Genomic DNA, 15,278 nt, shown 5'->3' on the forward strand with positions numbered 1-15,278 from the left:
TCGCGTACAGGTGTTTTACCATTCAAGCGTCAGCCGGCTCTCGAAGTAACGTTCCTCGCCGGTCAGCGGATCGGCAAATCGCAGACTCTGCGCCAGCAGCTTCAGAGGCCGCTGATAGTCGTCCTCCTCCTTGAGCAAGTGCGGGTAGAACGGGTCATTGCAGATCCCCGCCCCCAGCGCCGCCATGTGCACACGCAGCTGATGGGTCTTGCCCGTTACCGGCGACAGTCCGTAGCGCCACAACTCGCCATTCTTCTCCAGCACTTCGGCAAACGTCTCGCTATTGGTCTCCCCTGCCACTTCATGCATGCGGAAGAACGGCTCGCCATGTACCAGACGACTTTTGTGCACCAAGGGGAATACGCGCTGCGGCAAGGCGCCAGCGATGGCTTGATAGCGCTTGTCGATACGCCTCTGCGGGAACAACTGCTGATAGGCACTGCGGGTTTGTGGATTAGCGGAAAACAGCACCAGCCCTGCGGTGTGCCGGTCGATCCGGTGCAACGGCACCAGATGCGGGTTGCCCAGGCGACGGATCAGGCGCCTTAACAGGGTTTGCTCGACATATTCACCGGTGGGTGTCACCGGCAGAAAATGCGGCTTGTCGGCCACCACCAGATGCTCATCAACATGCAGGACGGTTTCCTGCACCGGAATGGGCCGTTCGTTGGGCACCTCGCGAAAATAGTGAAGGCGCATACCGCGACGGTACGGCAAGTCGGCTGCAATCGCCCTGCCCTGGGCGTCGAGCACCCGGCCGCGAGCGAAGCGGTCGAGCCACTGTGCACGCTCGATGGCCTTGAAATGGTCGCACAGGCAATCAAGCACCGTGACCCAATTGCCGGGCGGCAGGCAGACCGTGCTGGCTTGCTGATGGGCGGGGTCGAAAGGCGTGGTCATGGCAAGGCTCGGGCATTCAAGGCCGCACATTATCCCCCAAGCCCGGCGCCTCAACCAGCCTCGACCCTCCCCTCGTTATGCGCTTTCAACCAACGTAGTACCTGCACGGCTTCCCAACGCCCGGGGTCATAGAGGGCGTAGACCAGGCCCTGGTACCCCACGACATCCAGCCCACGGTGGTAACCGGCGCGCTGGAACAAGGCCTCGATTTCTGCAAAACAGGTATTGAAATGCACCTTGCCAAAGGGCGTGCGGTCATCGGTGACCAGGCCCTCGAGGCGCAATTCCAGTACCGCGTCATACACCCGCTCCACCGGCATACGGTTGACGCTGTACTTGAGTTGCTCGACGTTGAGCATGGGTTTACCTCTATACTGTATTTATATACAGCATACGAAGAGCGACACCGCTGCGTCAATCGGCGTGAACATCACTGCAAACCCGGCAGGTAGCCCGTACCCCTGCGAATGGTCAGCACCTCACGGCGCGGCGCGCAAACCGCTACCGAGAGGTGAACCCAGCTGTCGAACTCCAGGATCAACTGGTCGAAAGGCACGACACTTTCGCTCACCCGTTGGACCACATCACGGTTGTCGACACCGATCACCGTGAAATCTGCAGCCAAGCCAAGGGTGTGCTGACTGCTGCGGACTCCGCCCACACGCGCATTCACCGCCGCGCTGCGGTACCCGCTATTGATGATGATGGGGCGTTCGAACAACCCTCGCACTTGCTCGAGCACCTGGCAAAGCAGGCGCAGATTACTTATCACCTCGGGCGAGGGGGCGTTGTCCAGCCCTTCTCTTGCGGCAGTCTGCGAAGTGATCATTTCCGTCAGGGTAAAATGTGGCGTGATGAACATGGCGTGGTTCTCGATGACAATGCAAATGAGCCGATGACACTTCATCGGCCCGTCATCATCGCCTCCACTGAGCGAGCGATGCAGGAGGGTGGGCTTTCCTGCTTCCCTTCAAGGAGCAAGGAAAGCTACCACCTGCTCGGTATCGAATGGCCAGTGCAGCTCAGCCGAGGTATCGCTGCGCCGCAACACCGGGATGATCAACCCATAGCGCTCGAACAGCCCCTCGTCATCGGCAATGTCGACCAGTTCGATCAGCAAGCCATGCTCGACCAGGGGCATGAGCACGGATTCGGCCACTTCGCACAGGTGGCACCCGACGGTGCCGAAAAGTTGGCATTCAGGCAGCATGGGGCAAGACTCGATTTGGCTGTGGAAAGAAGCCTATTCTAGGTCCGTCCTTGCCCCTGTGCACCTGACCTCGCTCAATCCTGGCTGGTGGCCCCGATCCGGTGCAGCGACAGATCCGCGCCCTGGAATTCCTGCTCATGACTCAAGCGCAGGCCGTGTAGCTGGCGAATCAGACCGTACACGGCAAAACCACCGAGCAGCGCGACCGCTACCCCTGCCAGGCTGCCCAGCAACTGGCTGATCAAGCTGACCCCGCCCATGCCACCCAACACCGCCTGGCCAAACACGCCGCAGGCAATCCCTCCCCACAGGCCGCACAAACCATGCAGTGGCCATACCCCGAGCACATCGTCTATTTTCCAGCGGTTCTGCGCAGCCGTGAAGCTCCAGACGAACAGCACGCCGGCCACCAGCCCGGTGGCCAGCGCACCAATGGGGTGCATGAGATCAGAACCGGCGCAGATTGCCACCAGGCCGGCCAGCGGCCCGTTATGCAAGAAGCCGGGGTCATTGCGGCCGGCCAGCAAGGCCGCCAGGGTGCCGCCGACCATGGCCATCAGCGAGTTGATCGCCACCAGGCCGCTGACCCCCTGCAGTGTCTGGGCACTCATCACGTTGAAACCGAACCAGCCGATGATCAGGATCCACGAGCCCAGCGCCAGGAACGGAATACTCGACGGCGCGAAGGCGACCAGGCGGCCTTCGCGATAACGCCCGCGCCGCGCACCCAGCAGCAGCACCGCCGCCAGCGCCAGCCAGCCGCCCATGGCATGTACCACCACCGAGCCTGCAAAATCATGAAACGGCGCACCGAAGCGTGCCTGCAGCCAGGCCTGCGCGCCAAAGTTGCCATTCCACACCACGCCCTCGAAGAAGGGGTAGATGAACGCCACGATCAGCGCCGTGGCGCACAGCTGCGGCGCGAAACGCGCACGTTCGGCGATACCTCCCGAGATGATCGCGGGGATTGCCGCAGCGAACGTCAGCAGGAAAAAGCACTTGACCAGGGCATAACCGTGGTCGACAGCCAGCTGCGGCGCAGGCTGCAGGAAATTTACGCCGTAGGCGATCCAGTAACCGATGAAGAAGTACACCAGCGCGGAGATGGCGAAATCGCTGAGGATCTTCGACAACGCATTGACCTGGTTCTTGTGGCGCACGGTACCCACTTCAAGAAAGGCGAAGCCGGCGTGCATGGCAAGCACCAGAATGGCGCCCATGAGGATGAACAGGGTATTGGAGCCATGGACGAGAGCGTCCATCGCACTGTGCGTGTTTTCCATGAAAGTGGCAGGCCTGCTTGAAAAAGCACCAGGACAGCTCAAGAACCTGCATCCCTGCACCGAATCGGTGCCAGCTTTTGCCCTGTTTTGCTGAAGCGGGCGCAGCCTGCGTGGTTTTTTCTTGGGTTTGTCGTGGATTGGGTTAAGGTTTATCGGTATCCGACTGGATCATTGCCCAGCTTCGGCGCACCGCTGCGGGATACGCCCCGCGTTGTGGCAAAACTCAGTAGCAAGGGCCATACCAGCAACGCTACTGAACCTTCCCGGCGCCCCATCACTCGAACTACCAACACACCTGAACAGGGAGAGCACCATGGCCAGCAAATCGGCAAAGACTGCACAAGAGATATTGATGGCTGACTTCCAGGCCTTGGTTCGTGACACCGAGAAACTGCTGGCCGATACCGCCAACCTGGCAGGCGACCAGGCCGACGAGCTGCGCGAGCAGATCCACGACCGCCTGACCCAGGCCCGCGAAACCCTGCAGCTGACCCAGGACTCGGTGCGTGAACGCGGTCAGGCAGCCCTCGGCAGCGCCGAGCAATACGTGCAGGAAAACCCTTGGCAGGCCATTGGTATTGCCGCAGGGGTCGGCCTGCTGATCGGCCTGCTGGCCAATCGGCGCTAAGGAGTTCCCATGGAGAATGACAGCATGGCTACTAGCGTCTCGGGCAAACGCCTGGGCGCGGCGCTGCTGGGGCTGCTGCACAGCCACATCGAACTGTTCGGCATCGAACTGCAGGAGCAGAAGGCGCGCACCTTGAGCCTGCTGCTGTTCGCCGGCCTGGCGCTGGTGTTTGCGCTGCTGCTGTTGACAGCCCTGTCCGGCTTGCTGCTGGTACTGTTGTGGGACAGCTACCGGCTGGCCGGCATCATCGGCCTGTGCATTTTCTACGGCGCGGCGGCGGTGTTTTGCGGCCTGCGCCTGAAAGCGGCCGTGTTCGATGAGTCTTCACCGTTTGGTGCGACCCTCGAAGAACTGGCCAAGGACCGGGAGCGACTGTTGCCATGAGCCTGCCTGAACTGCCGAATACCCGTAACCCACGGGAACTGCGCAAGGCGTTGCTGCGCCTGCGCCTGGAAATGCACCGCCAGGAAATCCGCCAGGAATCCGGCCAGCTGCTGCAACCCTTGCAGCGCTTGCGCGGTATGGGCAGCTCGCTGCATGACGGGTTGGGGATCAAGCATGCGCCGTTGTGGGGTATCGGCGCCGTCGTGGCGTTGGGCTTTCTGACCGGCAAAGGGGTGCGCAGCGGCAACCTCAGCCGCCTGGTTCGGCTGGGGACCAGCCTGCTGCCACTGGTGCGCCTCTACCTGCAAGGCAACCGACGCCCCTGAGCAGCATGCCGGCCCTGATCCTACAGGGCCGGCCTCGACCTGCCCCTTGCACGCCCGGTCACGACGCAGGAAGCTATACCCCTCGATCGACAGGAGACCGCGCCTTGGACTGGCAAACCCTGCTCACCCGCGAACGCTTGGGCAAAGCCCTCTACAGCGCCGAAGAACTAGGCCGCAGCCCATTCCACAAAGACCACGACCGGATCATCTTCTCGGGTGCATTTCGCCGCCTCGGGCGCAAGACCCAGGTCCACCCCGTCTACAGCAACGACCACATCCACACACGCCTGACCCATTCCCTGGAGGTCAGCTGCGTTGGCCGCTCGCTGGGCATGCGCGTAGGCGAAACACTGCGCGACAGCCTGCCCGCCTGGTGCGAACCCAGCGACCTGGGCATGATCGTGCAATCGGCCTGCCTGGCTCATGACATTGGCAACCCGCCGTTCGGCCATTCTGGTGAAGATGCCATTCGCCACTGGTTCCAGCAGGCCGCCGGGCGTGGCTGGCTGGACGACATGAGCGATGACGAGCGCGCCGATTTCCTCAACTTCGAAGGCAATGCTCAAGGCTTTCGCGTGCTCACCCAACTCGAGTACCACCAGTTCGAAGGCGGTACCCGGCTGACCTACGCCACCCTTGGCACCTATCTCAAATACCCCTGGACCGCCCGGCATGCCGACGCACTCGGCTACAAGAAGCACAAGTTCGGCTGCTACCAGAGCGAACTGCCGCTGCTCGAGCAGATTGCCCGCAAGCTCGGCCTGCCACTGCTCGAGGAACAACGCTGGGCCCGCCACCCCTTGGTTTACCTGATGGAGGCTGCAGACGACATCTGCTACGCCCTTATCGACCTGGAAGACGGCCTGGAGATGGAGTTGCTGCACTACCCCGAGGTCGAGGCACTGCTGCTCGACCTGGTCGGCGATGACCTGCCGGAAACCTATCGTCAGCTTGGCCCCGCCGACTCCCGGCGACGCAAACTGGCCATCTTGCGCGGCAAAGCCATCGAGCACCTGACCAACGCCGCCGCCCGCGCCTTCGTCGAGCAGCAACAGGCCTTGCTGAGCGGCCGCCTGAGCGGTGACCTGGTCGAGCATATGCACGGCCCGGCCAAGCGCTGCGTGCTGCAGGCCAAGGACATGGCGCGCAACAAGATCTTCCAGGACAAACGCAAGACGCTGCATGAGATCGGCGCCTATACCACCCTTGAGATCCTTCTCAACACGTTTTGCAGCGCCGCGCTGGAACAGCATGGCGGGCGCACCCCTTCGTTCAAGAGCCGGCGCGTGCTCGATTTGATCGGAAACAGCGCACCCAATCCACACGACTCCTTGCACAAGGCCTTCCTGCGCATGATCGACTTCATCGCGGGCATGACCGACAGCTATGCCAGCGAGATGGCACGGGAAATGACCGGGCGTTCGAGCCCGACTTGATGACAGCCCAGCGTCGCCCGGTATCGCACCGAGCGACGCGACTTAGCTGAAGAAACTTCCTACAAACACCACGCCTTTATAAACGCCAACTAAACACACCCATAAAAAGTTACTAAAACGCACTGAGCGACGAAGTAATTTCTTACACTTCGTAGCTCATATTGCTTTCTGTTGTAGGCCGTTTCCCATATAAAGCGAATCGCCCTTCCGCTACCCCCCGAAAACTTGCAAGTGGGGTAAGGTGCCACCTGCCTCCGCCATCCGTTGCAGGGAACTTGAACATGAATACCGTATTTATCGTCGATGACCATCCAGTCATTCGCCTTGCTGTACGCATGCTGCTCGAAAACCAGAATTACAAGGTTGTGGGCGAATCGGACAACGGTGTGGATGCCATGCAACTGATTCGCGAGACCCAGCCCGAACTGGTGATACTGGACATCAGCATCCCCAAGCTTGACGGCCTGGAAGTGCTATCGCGGTTCCAGGCGATGGCCGTGCCGCATAAAGTGCTGGTCCTCACCGCGCAGTCCCCGGCACTTTTCGCCGTCCGCTGCATGCATTCGGGCGCAGCGGGTTATGTATGCAAGCAGGAAGACTTGAGCGAGCTGCTCAGCGCAATCAAGGCCGTGCTGGCCGGGTACAACTACTTCCCCAGCCAGGCCATCCATAACACTCACGAATCAGCGGACGCCGACCTGCGCCTCTTCCGACTCGTTAATGATCGCGAACTGATGGTTCTGCAACTTTTCGCCCAAGGCCGGAGTAATCAGGAGATTGCCAAAGGCATGTTCCTCAGCAACAAGACCGTCAGCACTTACAAGAAGCGTCTCATGCAAAAACTGCAGGTCGACACCTTGGTCGACCTGATCGAAATGGCCAAGCGCAACGCACTGGTCTGAGGTTTTCGATGCTGCAATTGATTACCTGCCTTGGGCTCGTCCTGGCGTTGACCTGCGATCTGGCGCAAGCTGCTTCCCACGAAGTCATGCCCTATACGTTGCTGGCCCGTTCATCGGCCGTGCCACCCAAGCTGACGTTGACGGAACGACAAAAAAAGTGGCTGAACAACCGGCATGCCCTGATTCTCGGTACCTCGGCGCCCGACTATCCGCCTTTCGACATCACCGGTGGCGGGCAGGTCTACCAAGGCCTCACCGCCGAATATGCCAGCCTGATCGGCAAAGCGCTGAACCTGCCGGTTCAGGTCAAGCGCTACCCCCACCGGATTGCAGCGGTAGAGGCGCTGCAACGGGGCGACATCGACCTGCTTGGTAGCGCCAATGGTTACGAAGCGGCCATCAAGGGCCTGACGCTGTCACAACCTTATGCCGCCGACCAGCCCGTACTGGTCACACGGGAGGACGAACAGCGCGCCCTCAACAGTGGCCTGGGTGGCATGCGCCTGGGCATGCTCTACCACTACCTGCCCCAGGAGGGCATCCGTTCCGCCTACCCTCAGGCCGAAGTGCTGGCGTTCGGCTCATCCACCCAAGCCCTCAACGCCGTGGCATTTGGTCAAGCCGACGTGTTCATCGGCGACACCCTTTCGACACACTACCAGCTCAATCGCGGCCACCTGCCACGTCTACGCATGGCCAGTTTCGGTCAGCATGAGAACGTCGGTTTCAGTTTTGCCCTGCGTGCTCAGGACGTGCAGCTCAACGCACTGGTCAATCAGACGCTGGCACGCCTGTCCGGCGTCGAACGTGCTGCCATTTACAAGCGCTGGAGCGCGGGCGGCGAACTGCTGCTGAGTGACCGCAAACTGCAGCTGACGCCCGAGGAGCAGCAGTGGCTGCTCGGCCACCCGGTCATGAAAGTCGCCATCGACGAAACGGCGGCTCCCCTTTCCTACTTCGACGGCACCGGCCATTTTCGCGGAATAACCGCCGATCTGCTCGACCTCATACGTCTGCGTACCGGCCTGCGCTTCGAGGTGCAGCGAGCCAACGGCATCGCCGATATGCTCGCCCAGCTCGAAAGCGGACAGGTGAACATGCTTGCCGCGCTTGCCAACGACAGCATCACAGACAAACGCCTGCACCTGAGCCGCCCCTACCTTGAAAGCCCACATGTGCTGGTCACCCGAGCCAAGGATGAACAGTACGATGCTCTGGAGCAGCTGAATGGGCGGCGCATTGCCATCTCCCGCTACAGCAACCTGGACGACCTTCTGGCAGCTCGCTTTCCCCAGATCGGCTGGATCCAGACCGAGAGCTCCTATTATTCCGTGGCACTGCTCAACAGTGGCGCCGTCGACGCCGTGATCACCCCATTGATCGACGCCAACCACGCCCTGGCAGGCAACGGCGACCTGACCATTCGCAGTACGGTGGCCAGCGAGCCGACCGTCTTTGCCATGGCCACTCGCGAACAGGACATGCCCCTTGCCTCGATTCTCGACAAGGCACTGCTGAGCATTTCGCCGGAAGAGCTCGGCGTCATCAACAACCGCTGGCGCGGCTACGATGTGCACGAAGATGCCAGCTGGCAAGCGCTGCGACGCCTGATCCTGCAAGTGCTGCTGGGCACTGGCCTGTTGCTGTTGCTGGCCCTGGCCTGGAACGCCCGCCTGCGCGGGCAGATCAAACAGCGCCAACGCGCCGAACGCGCGCTGAACGATCAGCTGGAATTCATGGGTGCGTTGCTCAATGGCACCCCGCACCCGATGTACGTGCGTGACCGGGAAGGCCGCCTGCAAAGTTGCAACGCCAGCTACCTCGAGGCGGTTCAATCCAGCCTGGAGGACGTGATGGGCAAACGCCTGGAAGAATGCCCGTTCACGGGTGCCGAGCAAACGCGCCAGATTCAGGCCGACTATCAGCAGGTGATGGCCGCTGGCGTGCCGCTGATCATCGATCGGCCTCTGCGCTCCCATGAGCGGGAAATGACCATCTACCACTGGATCCTGCCTTATCGGGATTCGCTGGGTGAAGTGCAGGGCATCATTGGCGGCTGGATCGACATCAGCGAGCGTCGCAAGCTGGTTCAGGAACTGCGCGACGCCAAGCGCCTGGCCGACGACGCCAACCGCGCCAAGAGTACCTTCCTTGCCACCATCAGCCACGAGATCCGCACCCCGATGAATGCGGTCATCGGCATGCTCGAACTGGCGCGCAGGCGCGCCTTGCAAGGGCAGGCGGACCCTGCCTCTCTGAAGGTCGCCCACGATTCGGCCAGGGATCTGCTGGGCCTGATCGGCGATATCCTGGATATCGTGCGCATCGAGTCAGGGCACCTGTCCCTCAGTCCAGAACCCGTCGCCCCCGCAGTGCTGGTCGAGTCCGTTGGCCGCGTGTTCGATGGCCAGGCCCGACAGAAAGGCCTCGCCCTGGAAGTGAGCATCAGCCCCGGCGCCCGCGGCCATGCGATGCTCGACCCACTGCGCTTCAAGCAGGTTTTGTCCAACCTTGTCAGCAATGCGATCAAGTTTACCGAGCAAGGGCAGATCCACATCACGCTCGGATTACGCGACGAAGGCCCTGACGTGCCACCGACGCTGGAGCTTGAGGTGCGTGACAGCGGCATCGGTATTCATGACGATGACCTGCAGCGGGTGTTCAATCCGTTCGTGCAGGCCAATCCACACAGCGAGGGTGCCCGCGCAGGTACCGGGTTGGGGCTGGCAATCTGCCGTAGCCTGACCGAGATGATGGGTGGCAACCTGAGCATCAAGAGCCTGCCGGACTTTGGTACGCAGGTTCGCCTGATGATGCCGCTGATGTGCGTGGATGCACCGGTGGCATGCGAACTGGAGGTCGAAGAGGTCGAAGTACCCGCCCCCGACCTGAAGGTGCTGGTTATAGACGATCATCCTGCCAACCTGATGTTGATGACGCAGCAGCTTGGCTACCTGGGGCTGAGCCATGCCAGCGCCAGCGACGGCCGCAAAGGCCTGGAGCAATGGCGCCAGGCGCCGTACGACGTGCTGTTGCTCGATTGCAACATGCCGCACATGAACGGTTACCAGGTCGCCACCGCCATTCGATGTGAAGAACGCCAGCGCCAGCGACGGCGTTGCGTCATTCTCGGCTATACCGCGAACGCCCAACCCGAAGTCAGGCAAAAGTGCCTTGGCGCCGGCATGGACGATTGCCTGCTCAAACCCCTCACCCTGCGTACGCTCAGCCAGAGCCTGGCAAAGATCACGCCCGGTCGACGGCCTGCGCCAGCCTCACCCTTCAACGTTGCGGGCCTGGCTGCCATCGTCGGCAACAATGCCGCCAACCGTTCGCGGTTTCTCACGGTGGTGCACGCCAGCCTGCAGGATGACCTGGCGCTGCTCATGAGCCTCGACCCCCGGCTTCAAGCTGCCGAAATACGCGAGCAGGCGCACAAGATCCTCAGCGCGGCGCGGCTGCTGGAGGCCAAGGGCATGATGGAGGCCTGCACGGCCCTGGAGGAACAGCGTTCGTCTGCAGCGTGCATCAAACTGCAGCGGCAGGTACTGGCACGGCATATGCGCCGCGTGGAGAAAGCGCTGGCCAGGGAACTGACCAGGGCCTGACGGAGCGACGCCCGTGCGGGGCGCCGCTCAGGTACGCATCAGGAAGCCGGGTTGATCGGCTTTTCTGGGTACCAGGCGTCCAGCAGCGGGCTGACTTCGATGTTGGTCAGTTCGCTGCGGCCCTTGAGCCAGGCTTCGACAGCGGCGCGCTGCTCTTCGGTGACCGAGCCACGCTTTTCCGAGCACACCAGGCCGAAATCATCGCCGCCGACATAGTCCAGGCCGTTGGCATCCATGGCTTCTGCCAGGAAAGCGTCGAGGAAGGCATCGATGGCTTCGTCGGACAGGTCTTCCTTGAAACCCAGGTTCAGTTCGAAACCCAGCTCCTGGAATTCATCAACGCACAGCTTCTTGCGCAGACGACGGGAACGGTTGGTAGCCATGAAACAATCCTCTTGAGTAATAACGCGCGGCACTTTACCAGTTTCCGCGTCACAAAGGCGCTTTTCCGTCGAACGTGGCGCATGAGCGCTGCGCTTGGGGCATAATGCGCTCTATATTTCATCCTGGGGTGATCATCTCTTACAGCCCCATTATCTTTTTCCCTCGTCCGCAGGGTATTTAATCCATATGATCAAAAAGCTCCGCCCCTTCGTTCTCGCCAGCCTGCTGCTGCCGCTCGCATTGCCAAGCCAAGCTGCCGCCGTCAATACCACCCTGCCGCCGAAAGTCCAGCAGGCGCTCAAGGCCAATAAACTGCAGGACAGCGCACTGTCGCTGGTCATGCTGCCGCTGAACGGCCCAGGCACTGCCACCGTGTTCAACGCCGATGTCTCGGTCAACCCGGCTTCGACCATGAAGCTGGTCACCACCTACGCCGCCCTTGAACTGCTCGGCCCGACGTTCCAGTGGAAAACCGAGTTCTACACCGATGGCACCCTGAGCAACGGCGTGCTCAATGGCAACCTCTACCTCAAGGGCGGCGGCGACCCCAAGCTGAACATGGAAAAACTCTGGCTGCTGATGCGTGACCTGCGCGCCAACGGCGTGCGCACCGTTACCGGCGACCTGGTGCTGGACCGCAGCCATTTCGTGCAGCCCAACCTGCCGCAGTTCGACGATGACGGCGGCGACGTCAACAAGCCATTCCTGGTCAAGCCCGACTCGCTGATGATCAACCTCAAGGCCCTGCGCTTCGTTGCCCGCAACGACGGTGGCAAGGTCACAGTGGCCGTCGAACCACCGATCGCCAGCATCCACATCGTCAACCAGGTCAAGGCCGTGGCTTCCAAGCAGTGCAGCGGCGACGTGCGCTACAACCCGGTGCCGCAGGCCGACGGCATCAGCGTGACCGTCACCGGCCAGCTGGGCGATGGCTGCAACTCGCAAACCTACCTGTCGCTGCTTGACCACCCGACCTACGCTGCAGGCGCCGTGCGGGCGATCTGGAACGAGCTGGGCGGCAGCATCCAGGGCCGTGACCGCTTCGAGAATGTGCCGAAGAGCGCACGCCTGCTGGCCCGGGCTTTCTCGCCCGACCTGGTTGAAGTGATCCGCGACATCAACAAGTACAGCAACAACACCATGGCCCAGCAGCTGTTCCTGAGCCTGGGTGCACAGTTCCGCACCGACGCCGATGGCGACGATGCCCGTGCCGCGCAGCGTGTGGTGCGCCAGTGGCTGGCGAAGAAAGGCATTACCGCGCCGCACCTGGTGATGGAGAACGGCTCCGGCCTGTCGCGCGCCGAGCGGGTCAGCACCCGCGAGATGGCGGCATTGCTGCAGGCCGCATGGAACAGCCCCTATTCGGCCGAGTTCATCAGCTCGATGCCGCTGGTGGGCATGGACGGCACCATGCGCAAACGCCTCAAGCGCACCGCCATGTCCGGTGAAGGGCACATCAAGACCGGCACCCTGAACACCGTGCGGGCGATCGCCGGCTTCAGCCGCGACAGCAACGGCAACACCTGGGCGGTGGCGGCGATCCTCAACGATCCGAAGCCGTGGGGTGCCTCGCAAGTGCTCGACCAGGTACTGCTGGACCTGTATCGCCAGCCGAAGCTGAACAACAGCACGACCGCTGCTACCCAATGATCCTGAGATAACCTGCACTGGCCTCTTCGCGGGGCAAGCCTGCCCCACAGGTACTCCACAGGTCTTGGGACTGTGGAGTACCTGTGGGGCAGGCATCAGGTCAGTTCTGCCTCTACCCGATCGCGACCTGCCTGCTTGGCCGCATACACCCCGGCATCGGCCCGCAGCAACAAGGCATCCGCCCCTTCCCCCGGGCGCCACCCAGCCACACCGAAGCTCGCGGTCACCTTGCCGACCCCTTCGACCGGTACGCTGCGCACGCATTGCCACAGCTCCATGGCCAGCATCCGCGCCTGCTCGGCGTTGCTACCCGGACACAGCACCATGAACTCCTCCCCGCCCAACCGACAGAACACATCGGTACGGCGCAAGCGCTGCGCGATACGCTGGCACAAGCTGCGCAACACATGGTCACCCACGGCATGGCCGTACTGATCGTTGATCCTCTTGAAATGGTCAATGTCGAGCATGATTACCGCCAGGTCCAGCTCATCGCGCTGGGCGCGTTCCAGTTCGATCTTGATTCGCTCCTGGAAATAGCGTCGGTTATGAATGCCGGTAAGCGCATCGGTGACCGACAGTGCACGCAACTCTTCCTCGACCCCTTTGAGGTCGGAGATGTCGGTAAGGTAGCCATGCCACAGCGTGCAACCGTCCTCGCCGGGCTCCGGCGTCGCTTCGCCACGTACCCAGCGCAACCCGGCACGCGGCAGGCACACCCGGTACTCTTCGCGCCACGGCGAAAGGTGTTCGGCGGAGTAGCGCACTGACCGGCGCACGCGCTCCAGGTCATCAGGATGAATGCGTTCGAATACCGCCGTGGCGTCCTCGCGCAGCAATTGCAGGTCGACTTCGTAGATGTCGAACAACCCTTGGCTGGCATAGGGGAAGCGTGAGTGACCATCGGCATCCAGCTGGTATTGATAGATCCCGCCAGGTACTTCTGCACTGAGCTTTTCCAGCAAGCGATCACGCAGAGCCAAGGCCTCGTGCACCCGGCGCCGCTCGGTGACATCGATGCAGATCGCCAGGTAACCGACCCAGAGCCCCTGCTCATCAAGCACGGCAGTCACCAGCATGTTGGCCAGCAAATGGCTGCCATCCTTGCGTAGCAAGGTCCACTCGCCCGGTTCGCCACTACTGTCCTGAATGGTCTCGGCGAACATCGCCTGGCCACCGGCGATGTGCCGCCCGTAGCGCAGGCTCAAGGCATGGGCGCGCTGGCCGAGCTCTTCGGGCATCACCAGGTCTTCCAGTTGCAGGTGCCCGATAGCTTCAGCTGCCGAATAACCCAGCATGCGCTCGGCACCGGCGTTGAAGGTGCTGACTTCGCCCTTGAGGCTGGTCGCAATGATGGCCACCTGGGTAGCGGCATTCAGTACGCTGCGCAGCTGGTTGTGGGTATCACGCAGCGACTGCTCGCTGATCTGCAGCTGCGCCGTGCGCTGATCGACCAGGCTCAAGGCGCGTTGGCGCTGGCTGAACAGGCTGTAGAGCAACGCGCTCAGCAACAGGCTGAGCAACCCGCCGAGCAGGCCCACAGCCAAGGCGGCGGAGGATTGGTTGGCCCGCAGGAATGCCTGGCTCGGGCGGATATCGAGCTGGAAATGGTGGTCAGCAAGGTGCAGTAACTGCGTATTGACCAACGCCAGCGCAGCCATCGGGTTCTGCGAATCGAACAGCACTTCATGGCCATCGCGCCCGCTCGGGTCGATGATACGCACCACCAGGTTGTCATCCGCAGCCACGGGCAGGCCTTCAGTGAGGATCTGGCGGATGTTCAGCAAGGCCATGACATAGCCCGCTGGCGGGCCACCCGGTCGTGCGTCGGAAAACACCGGCGCAACCATCAGCAGCCCACGGCTATGGTCGGGAGCGACGTTTATCACGTCCAGCGGCTCGGAAACAGCCATGCTGCCTGGCCGAAGCGCCCGCACCAAGGCCTGCTCGCGGGCCGGCTGGCTGCGAAGGTCAAGCCCGTAGGGTTGCCCCTGCAATGTGTCGGCTTGTGTGTAAAGCACCGGATAGTAATGGTCGCGCCTTGGCGAAGGGTGCCAGTTGCCTGCAGCATCCAGCTCGCGGATCAGGTAGACCTGAGCCAGCCAGGCACTGGCCTGGCGCTCGAACTCGCGCCGCTGGCCGACCTCGACCCGCGGCGCCCAGGAATAGGCCTGGGTTCGCTGCAGCAATGGCCGGGCATAGCCATCGAATTCGTTGGGAGTAATTTCGTTGGAGTAGGTAAAGAAGCGCCGCAAGCCATCCAGGCGTTGCTCCTGGTCGTCGAAACGTTCGGCGATGCGGCTATAGCGCTCGCTGGCCAGCAGCTCGAAGCGCTGGCGCAACTGCTGCTTGTAGAATGCCTGCGCGGCCAGCGCCAGGGCGGCCGACAGCAGAACGCCGGCCACCAACGTCACCAGCGCCACCGCCCAGGCAGCCATCGCCTCGCTGCACAAGCCCAGCACCTTCGCACGCACGCCCCACTTCGACATAGACCGATCTCATCACGTCAGCGTCCTGCGAATTCTCTGGCCCTGTGCAGAGTTATAGCTATTGGCCATTAGGCGCGC

Annotated in this window: 14 protein-coding genes; 7 read left to right on the plus strand and 7 right to left on the minus strand. The window is 62.0% G+C overall.

Annotated elements, in window-relative coordinates:
• Window positions 1-15: 15 nt before the first annotated feature.
• The 5 genes from ACIPW4_RS14055 to ACIPW4_RS14075 form a co-directional block, all read right to left on the minus strand.
• Window positions 16-900 carry a pseudouridine synthase gene (locus ACIPW4_RS14055; protein ID WP_400658745.1) on the minus strand — a complete coding sequence of 295 codons (885 nt, stop codon included), beginning with the start codon at window positions 898-900 and terminating at the stop codon, window positions 16-18.
• Window positions 901-950: 50 nt separating this feature from the next.
• Entirely contained in the window at window positions 951-1,259 is a 309-nt protein-coding gene (locus tag ACIPW4_RS14060) for a transcriptional regulator (protein WP_400658747.1), read from the minus strand.
• Between the two features lie 71 nt (window positions 1,260-1,330).
• Window positions 1,331-1,762, minus strand: a complete 432-nt coding sequence (locus ACIPW4_RS14065; RefSeq protein ID WP_400658749.1) for a D-Ala-D-Ala carboxypeptidase family metallohydrolase — start codon at window positions 1,760-1,762, stop codon at window positions 1,331-1,333.
• 108 nt (window positions 1,763-1,870) lie between these two features.
• A complete protein-coding gene (locus ACIPW4_RS14070) occupies window positions 1,871-2,110 on the minus strand; it encodes a glutaredoxin family protein (protein ID WP_400658750.1) in 240 nt (79 codons plus the stop codon).
• Window positions 2,111-2,184: 74 nt separating this feature from the next.
• Window positions 2,185-3,393, minus strand: a complete 1,209-nt coding sequence (locus tag ACIPW4_RS14075) for an ammonium transporter (protein ID WP_400658752.1) — start codon at window positions 3,391-3,393, stop codon at window positions 2,185-2,187.
• 313 nt (window positions 3,394-3,706) lie between these two features.
• On the opposite strand from ACIPW4_RS14075, the gene ACIPW4_RS14080 reads away from it, so the two are divergent.
• From ACIPW4_RS14080 to ACIPW4_RS14105, 6 genes are all read left to right on the plus strand, one after another.
• A complete protein-coding gene (locus tag ACIPW4_RS14080) occupies window positions 3,707-4,021 on the plus strand; it encodes a YqjD family protein (RefSeq protein WP_060508089.1) in 315 nt (104 codons plus the stop codon).
• Window positions 4,022-4,030: 9 nt separating this feature from the next.
• Complete coding sequence (locus tag ACIPW4_RS14085; protein ID WP_400658754.1) at window positions 4,031-4,405, plus strand: phage holin family protein; 375 nt, start codon at window positions 4,031-4,033, stop codon at window positions 4,403-4,405.
• Window positions 4,402-4,731 carry a hypothetical protein gene (locus ACIPW4_RS14090; RefSeq protein ID WP_400658755.1) on the plus strand — a complete coding sequence of 110 codons (330 nt, stop codon included), beginning with the start codon at window positions 4,402-4,404 and terminating at the stop codon, window positions 4,729-4,731. Before ACIPW4_RS14085 ends, ACIPW4_RS14090 begins: the two co-directional genes overlap by 4 nt.
• 104 nt (window positions 4,732-4,835) lie before the next feature.
• Complete coding sequence (locus ACIPW4_RS14095) at window positions 4,836-6,167, plus strand: deoxyguanosinetriphosphate triphosphohydrolase (RefSeq protein ID WP_400658757.1); 1,332 nt, start codon at window positions 4,836-4,838, stop codon at window positions 6,165-6,167.
• A 281-nt stretch (window positions 6,168-6,448) separates the two neighbouring features.
• Complete coding sequence (locus tag ACIPW4_RS14100) at window positions 6,449-7,069, plus strand: response regulator (protein ID WP_400658758.1); 621 nt, start codon at window positions 6,449-6,451, stop codon at window positions 7,067-7,069.
• 8 nt (window positions 7,070-7,077) lie between these two features.
• On the plus strand, window positions 7,078-10,677 hold the full coding sequence (locus ACIPW4_RS14105; protein WP_400658759.1) for a transporter substrate-binding domain-containing protein: 3,600 nt from the start codon (window positions 7,078-7,080) through the stop codon (window positions 10,675-10,677).
• A gap of 38 nt (window positions 10,678-10,715) precedes the next feature.
• Here the strand turns inward: ACIPW4_RS14105 and ACIPW4_RS14110 are convergent, their stop codons facing one another.
• Entirely contained in the window at window positions 10,716-11,060 is a 345-nt protein-coding gene (locus ACIPW4_RS14110) for a YggL family protein (protein ID WP_400658761.1), read from the minus strand.
• Between the two features lie 187 nt (window positions 11,061-11,247).
• Between ACIPW4_RS14110 and dacB the strand changes: the two genes are divergently transcribed.
• Window positions 11,248-12,711, plus strand: a complete 1,464-nt coding sequence (dacB, locus tag ACIPW4_RS14115; protein ID WP_400658763.1) for a D-alanyl-D-alanine carboxypeptidase/D-alanyl-D-alanine-endopeptidase — start codon at window positions 11,248-11,250, stop codon at window positions 12,709-12,711.
• Window positions 12,712-12,806: 95 nt separating this feature from the next.
• Here dacB and ACIPW4_RS14120 read toward each other — a convergent pair whose 3' ends face one another.
• Complete coding sequence (locus tag ACIPW4_RS14120; protein WP_400658765.1) at window positions 12,807-15,200, minus strand: diguanylate cyclase; 2,394 nt, start codon at window positions 15,198-15,200, stop codon at window positions 12,807-12,809.
• Window positions 15,201-15,278: the final 78 nt, after the last annotated feature.

The organism is Pseudomonas sp. NPDC089996 (assembly GCF_044748405.1).
Classification (GTDB): domain Bacteria; phylum Pseudomonadota; class Gammaproteobacteria; order Pseudomonadales; family Pseudomonadaceae; genus Aquipseudomonas.

Bases quoted from the DNA above. Each gene is read 5' to 3' on its own strand.
- ACIPW4_RS14085 (WP_400658754.1), top strand. From the start codon at position 4,031: ATGGAGAATGACAGCATGGCTACTAGCGTCTCGGGCAAACGCCTGGGC.
- ACIPW4_RS14120 (WP_400658765.1), bottom strand. From the start codon at position 15,200: ATGTCGAAGTGGGGCGTGCGTGCGAAGGTGCTGGGCTTGTGCAGCGAG.
- ACIPW4_RS14090 (WP_400658755.1), top strand. From the start codon at position 4,402: ATGAGCCTGCCTGAACTGCCGAATACCCGTAACCCACGGGAACTGCGC.
- ACIPW4_RS14075 (WP_400658752.1), bottom strand. From the start codon at position 3,393: ATGGAAAACACGCACAGTGCGATGGACGCTCTCGTCCATGGCTCCAAT.
- ACIPW4_RS14070 (WP_400658750.1), bottom strand. From the start codon at position 2,110: ATGCTGCCTGAATGCCAACTTTTCGGCACCGTCGGGTGCCACCTGTGC.
- dacB (WP_400658763.1), top strand. From the start codon at position 11,248: ATGATCAAAAAGCTCCGCCCCTTCGTTCTCGCCAGCCTGCTGCTGCCG.
- ACIPW4_RS14060 (WP_400658747.1), bottom strand. From the start codon at position 1,259: ATGCTCAACGTCGAGCAACTCAAGTACAGCGTCAACCGTATGCCGGTG.
- ACIPW4_RS14110 (WP_400658761.1), bottom strand. From the start codon at position 11,060: ATGGCTACCAACCGTTCCCGTCGTCTGCGCAAGAAGCTGTGCGTTGAT.
- ACIPW4_RS14055 (WP_400658745.1), bottom strand. From the start codon at position 900: ATGACCACGCCTTTCGACCCCGCCCATCAGCAAGCCAGCACGGTCTGC.
- ACIPW4_RS14065 (WP_400658749.1), bottom strand. From the start codon at position 1,762: ATGTTCATCACGCCACATTTTACCCTGACGGAAATGATCACTTCGCAG.
- ACIPW4_RS14100 (WP_400658758.1), top strand. From the start codon at position 6,449: ATGAATACCGTATTTATCGTCGATGACCATCCAGTCATTCGCCTTGCT.
- ACIPW4_RS14105 (WP_400658759.1), top strand. From the start codon at position 7,078: ATGCTGCAATTGATTACCTGCCTTGGGCTCGTCCTGGCGTTGACCTGC.
- ACIPW4_RS14080 (WP_060508089.1), top strand. From the start codon at position 3,707: ATGGCCAGCAAATCGGCAAAGACTGCACAAGAGATATTGATGGCTGAC.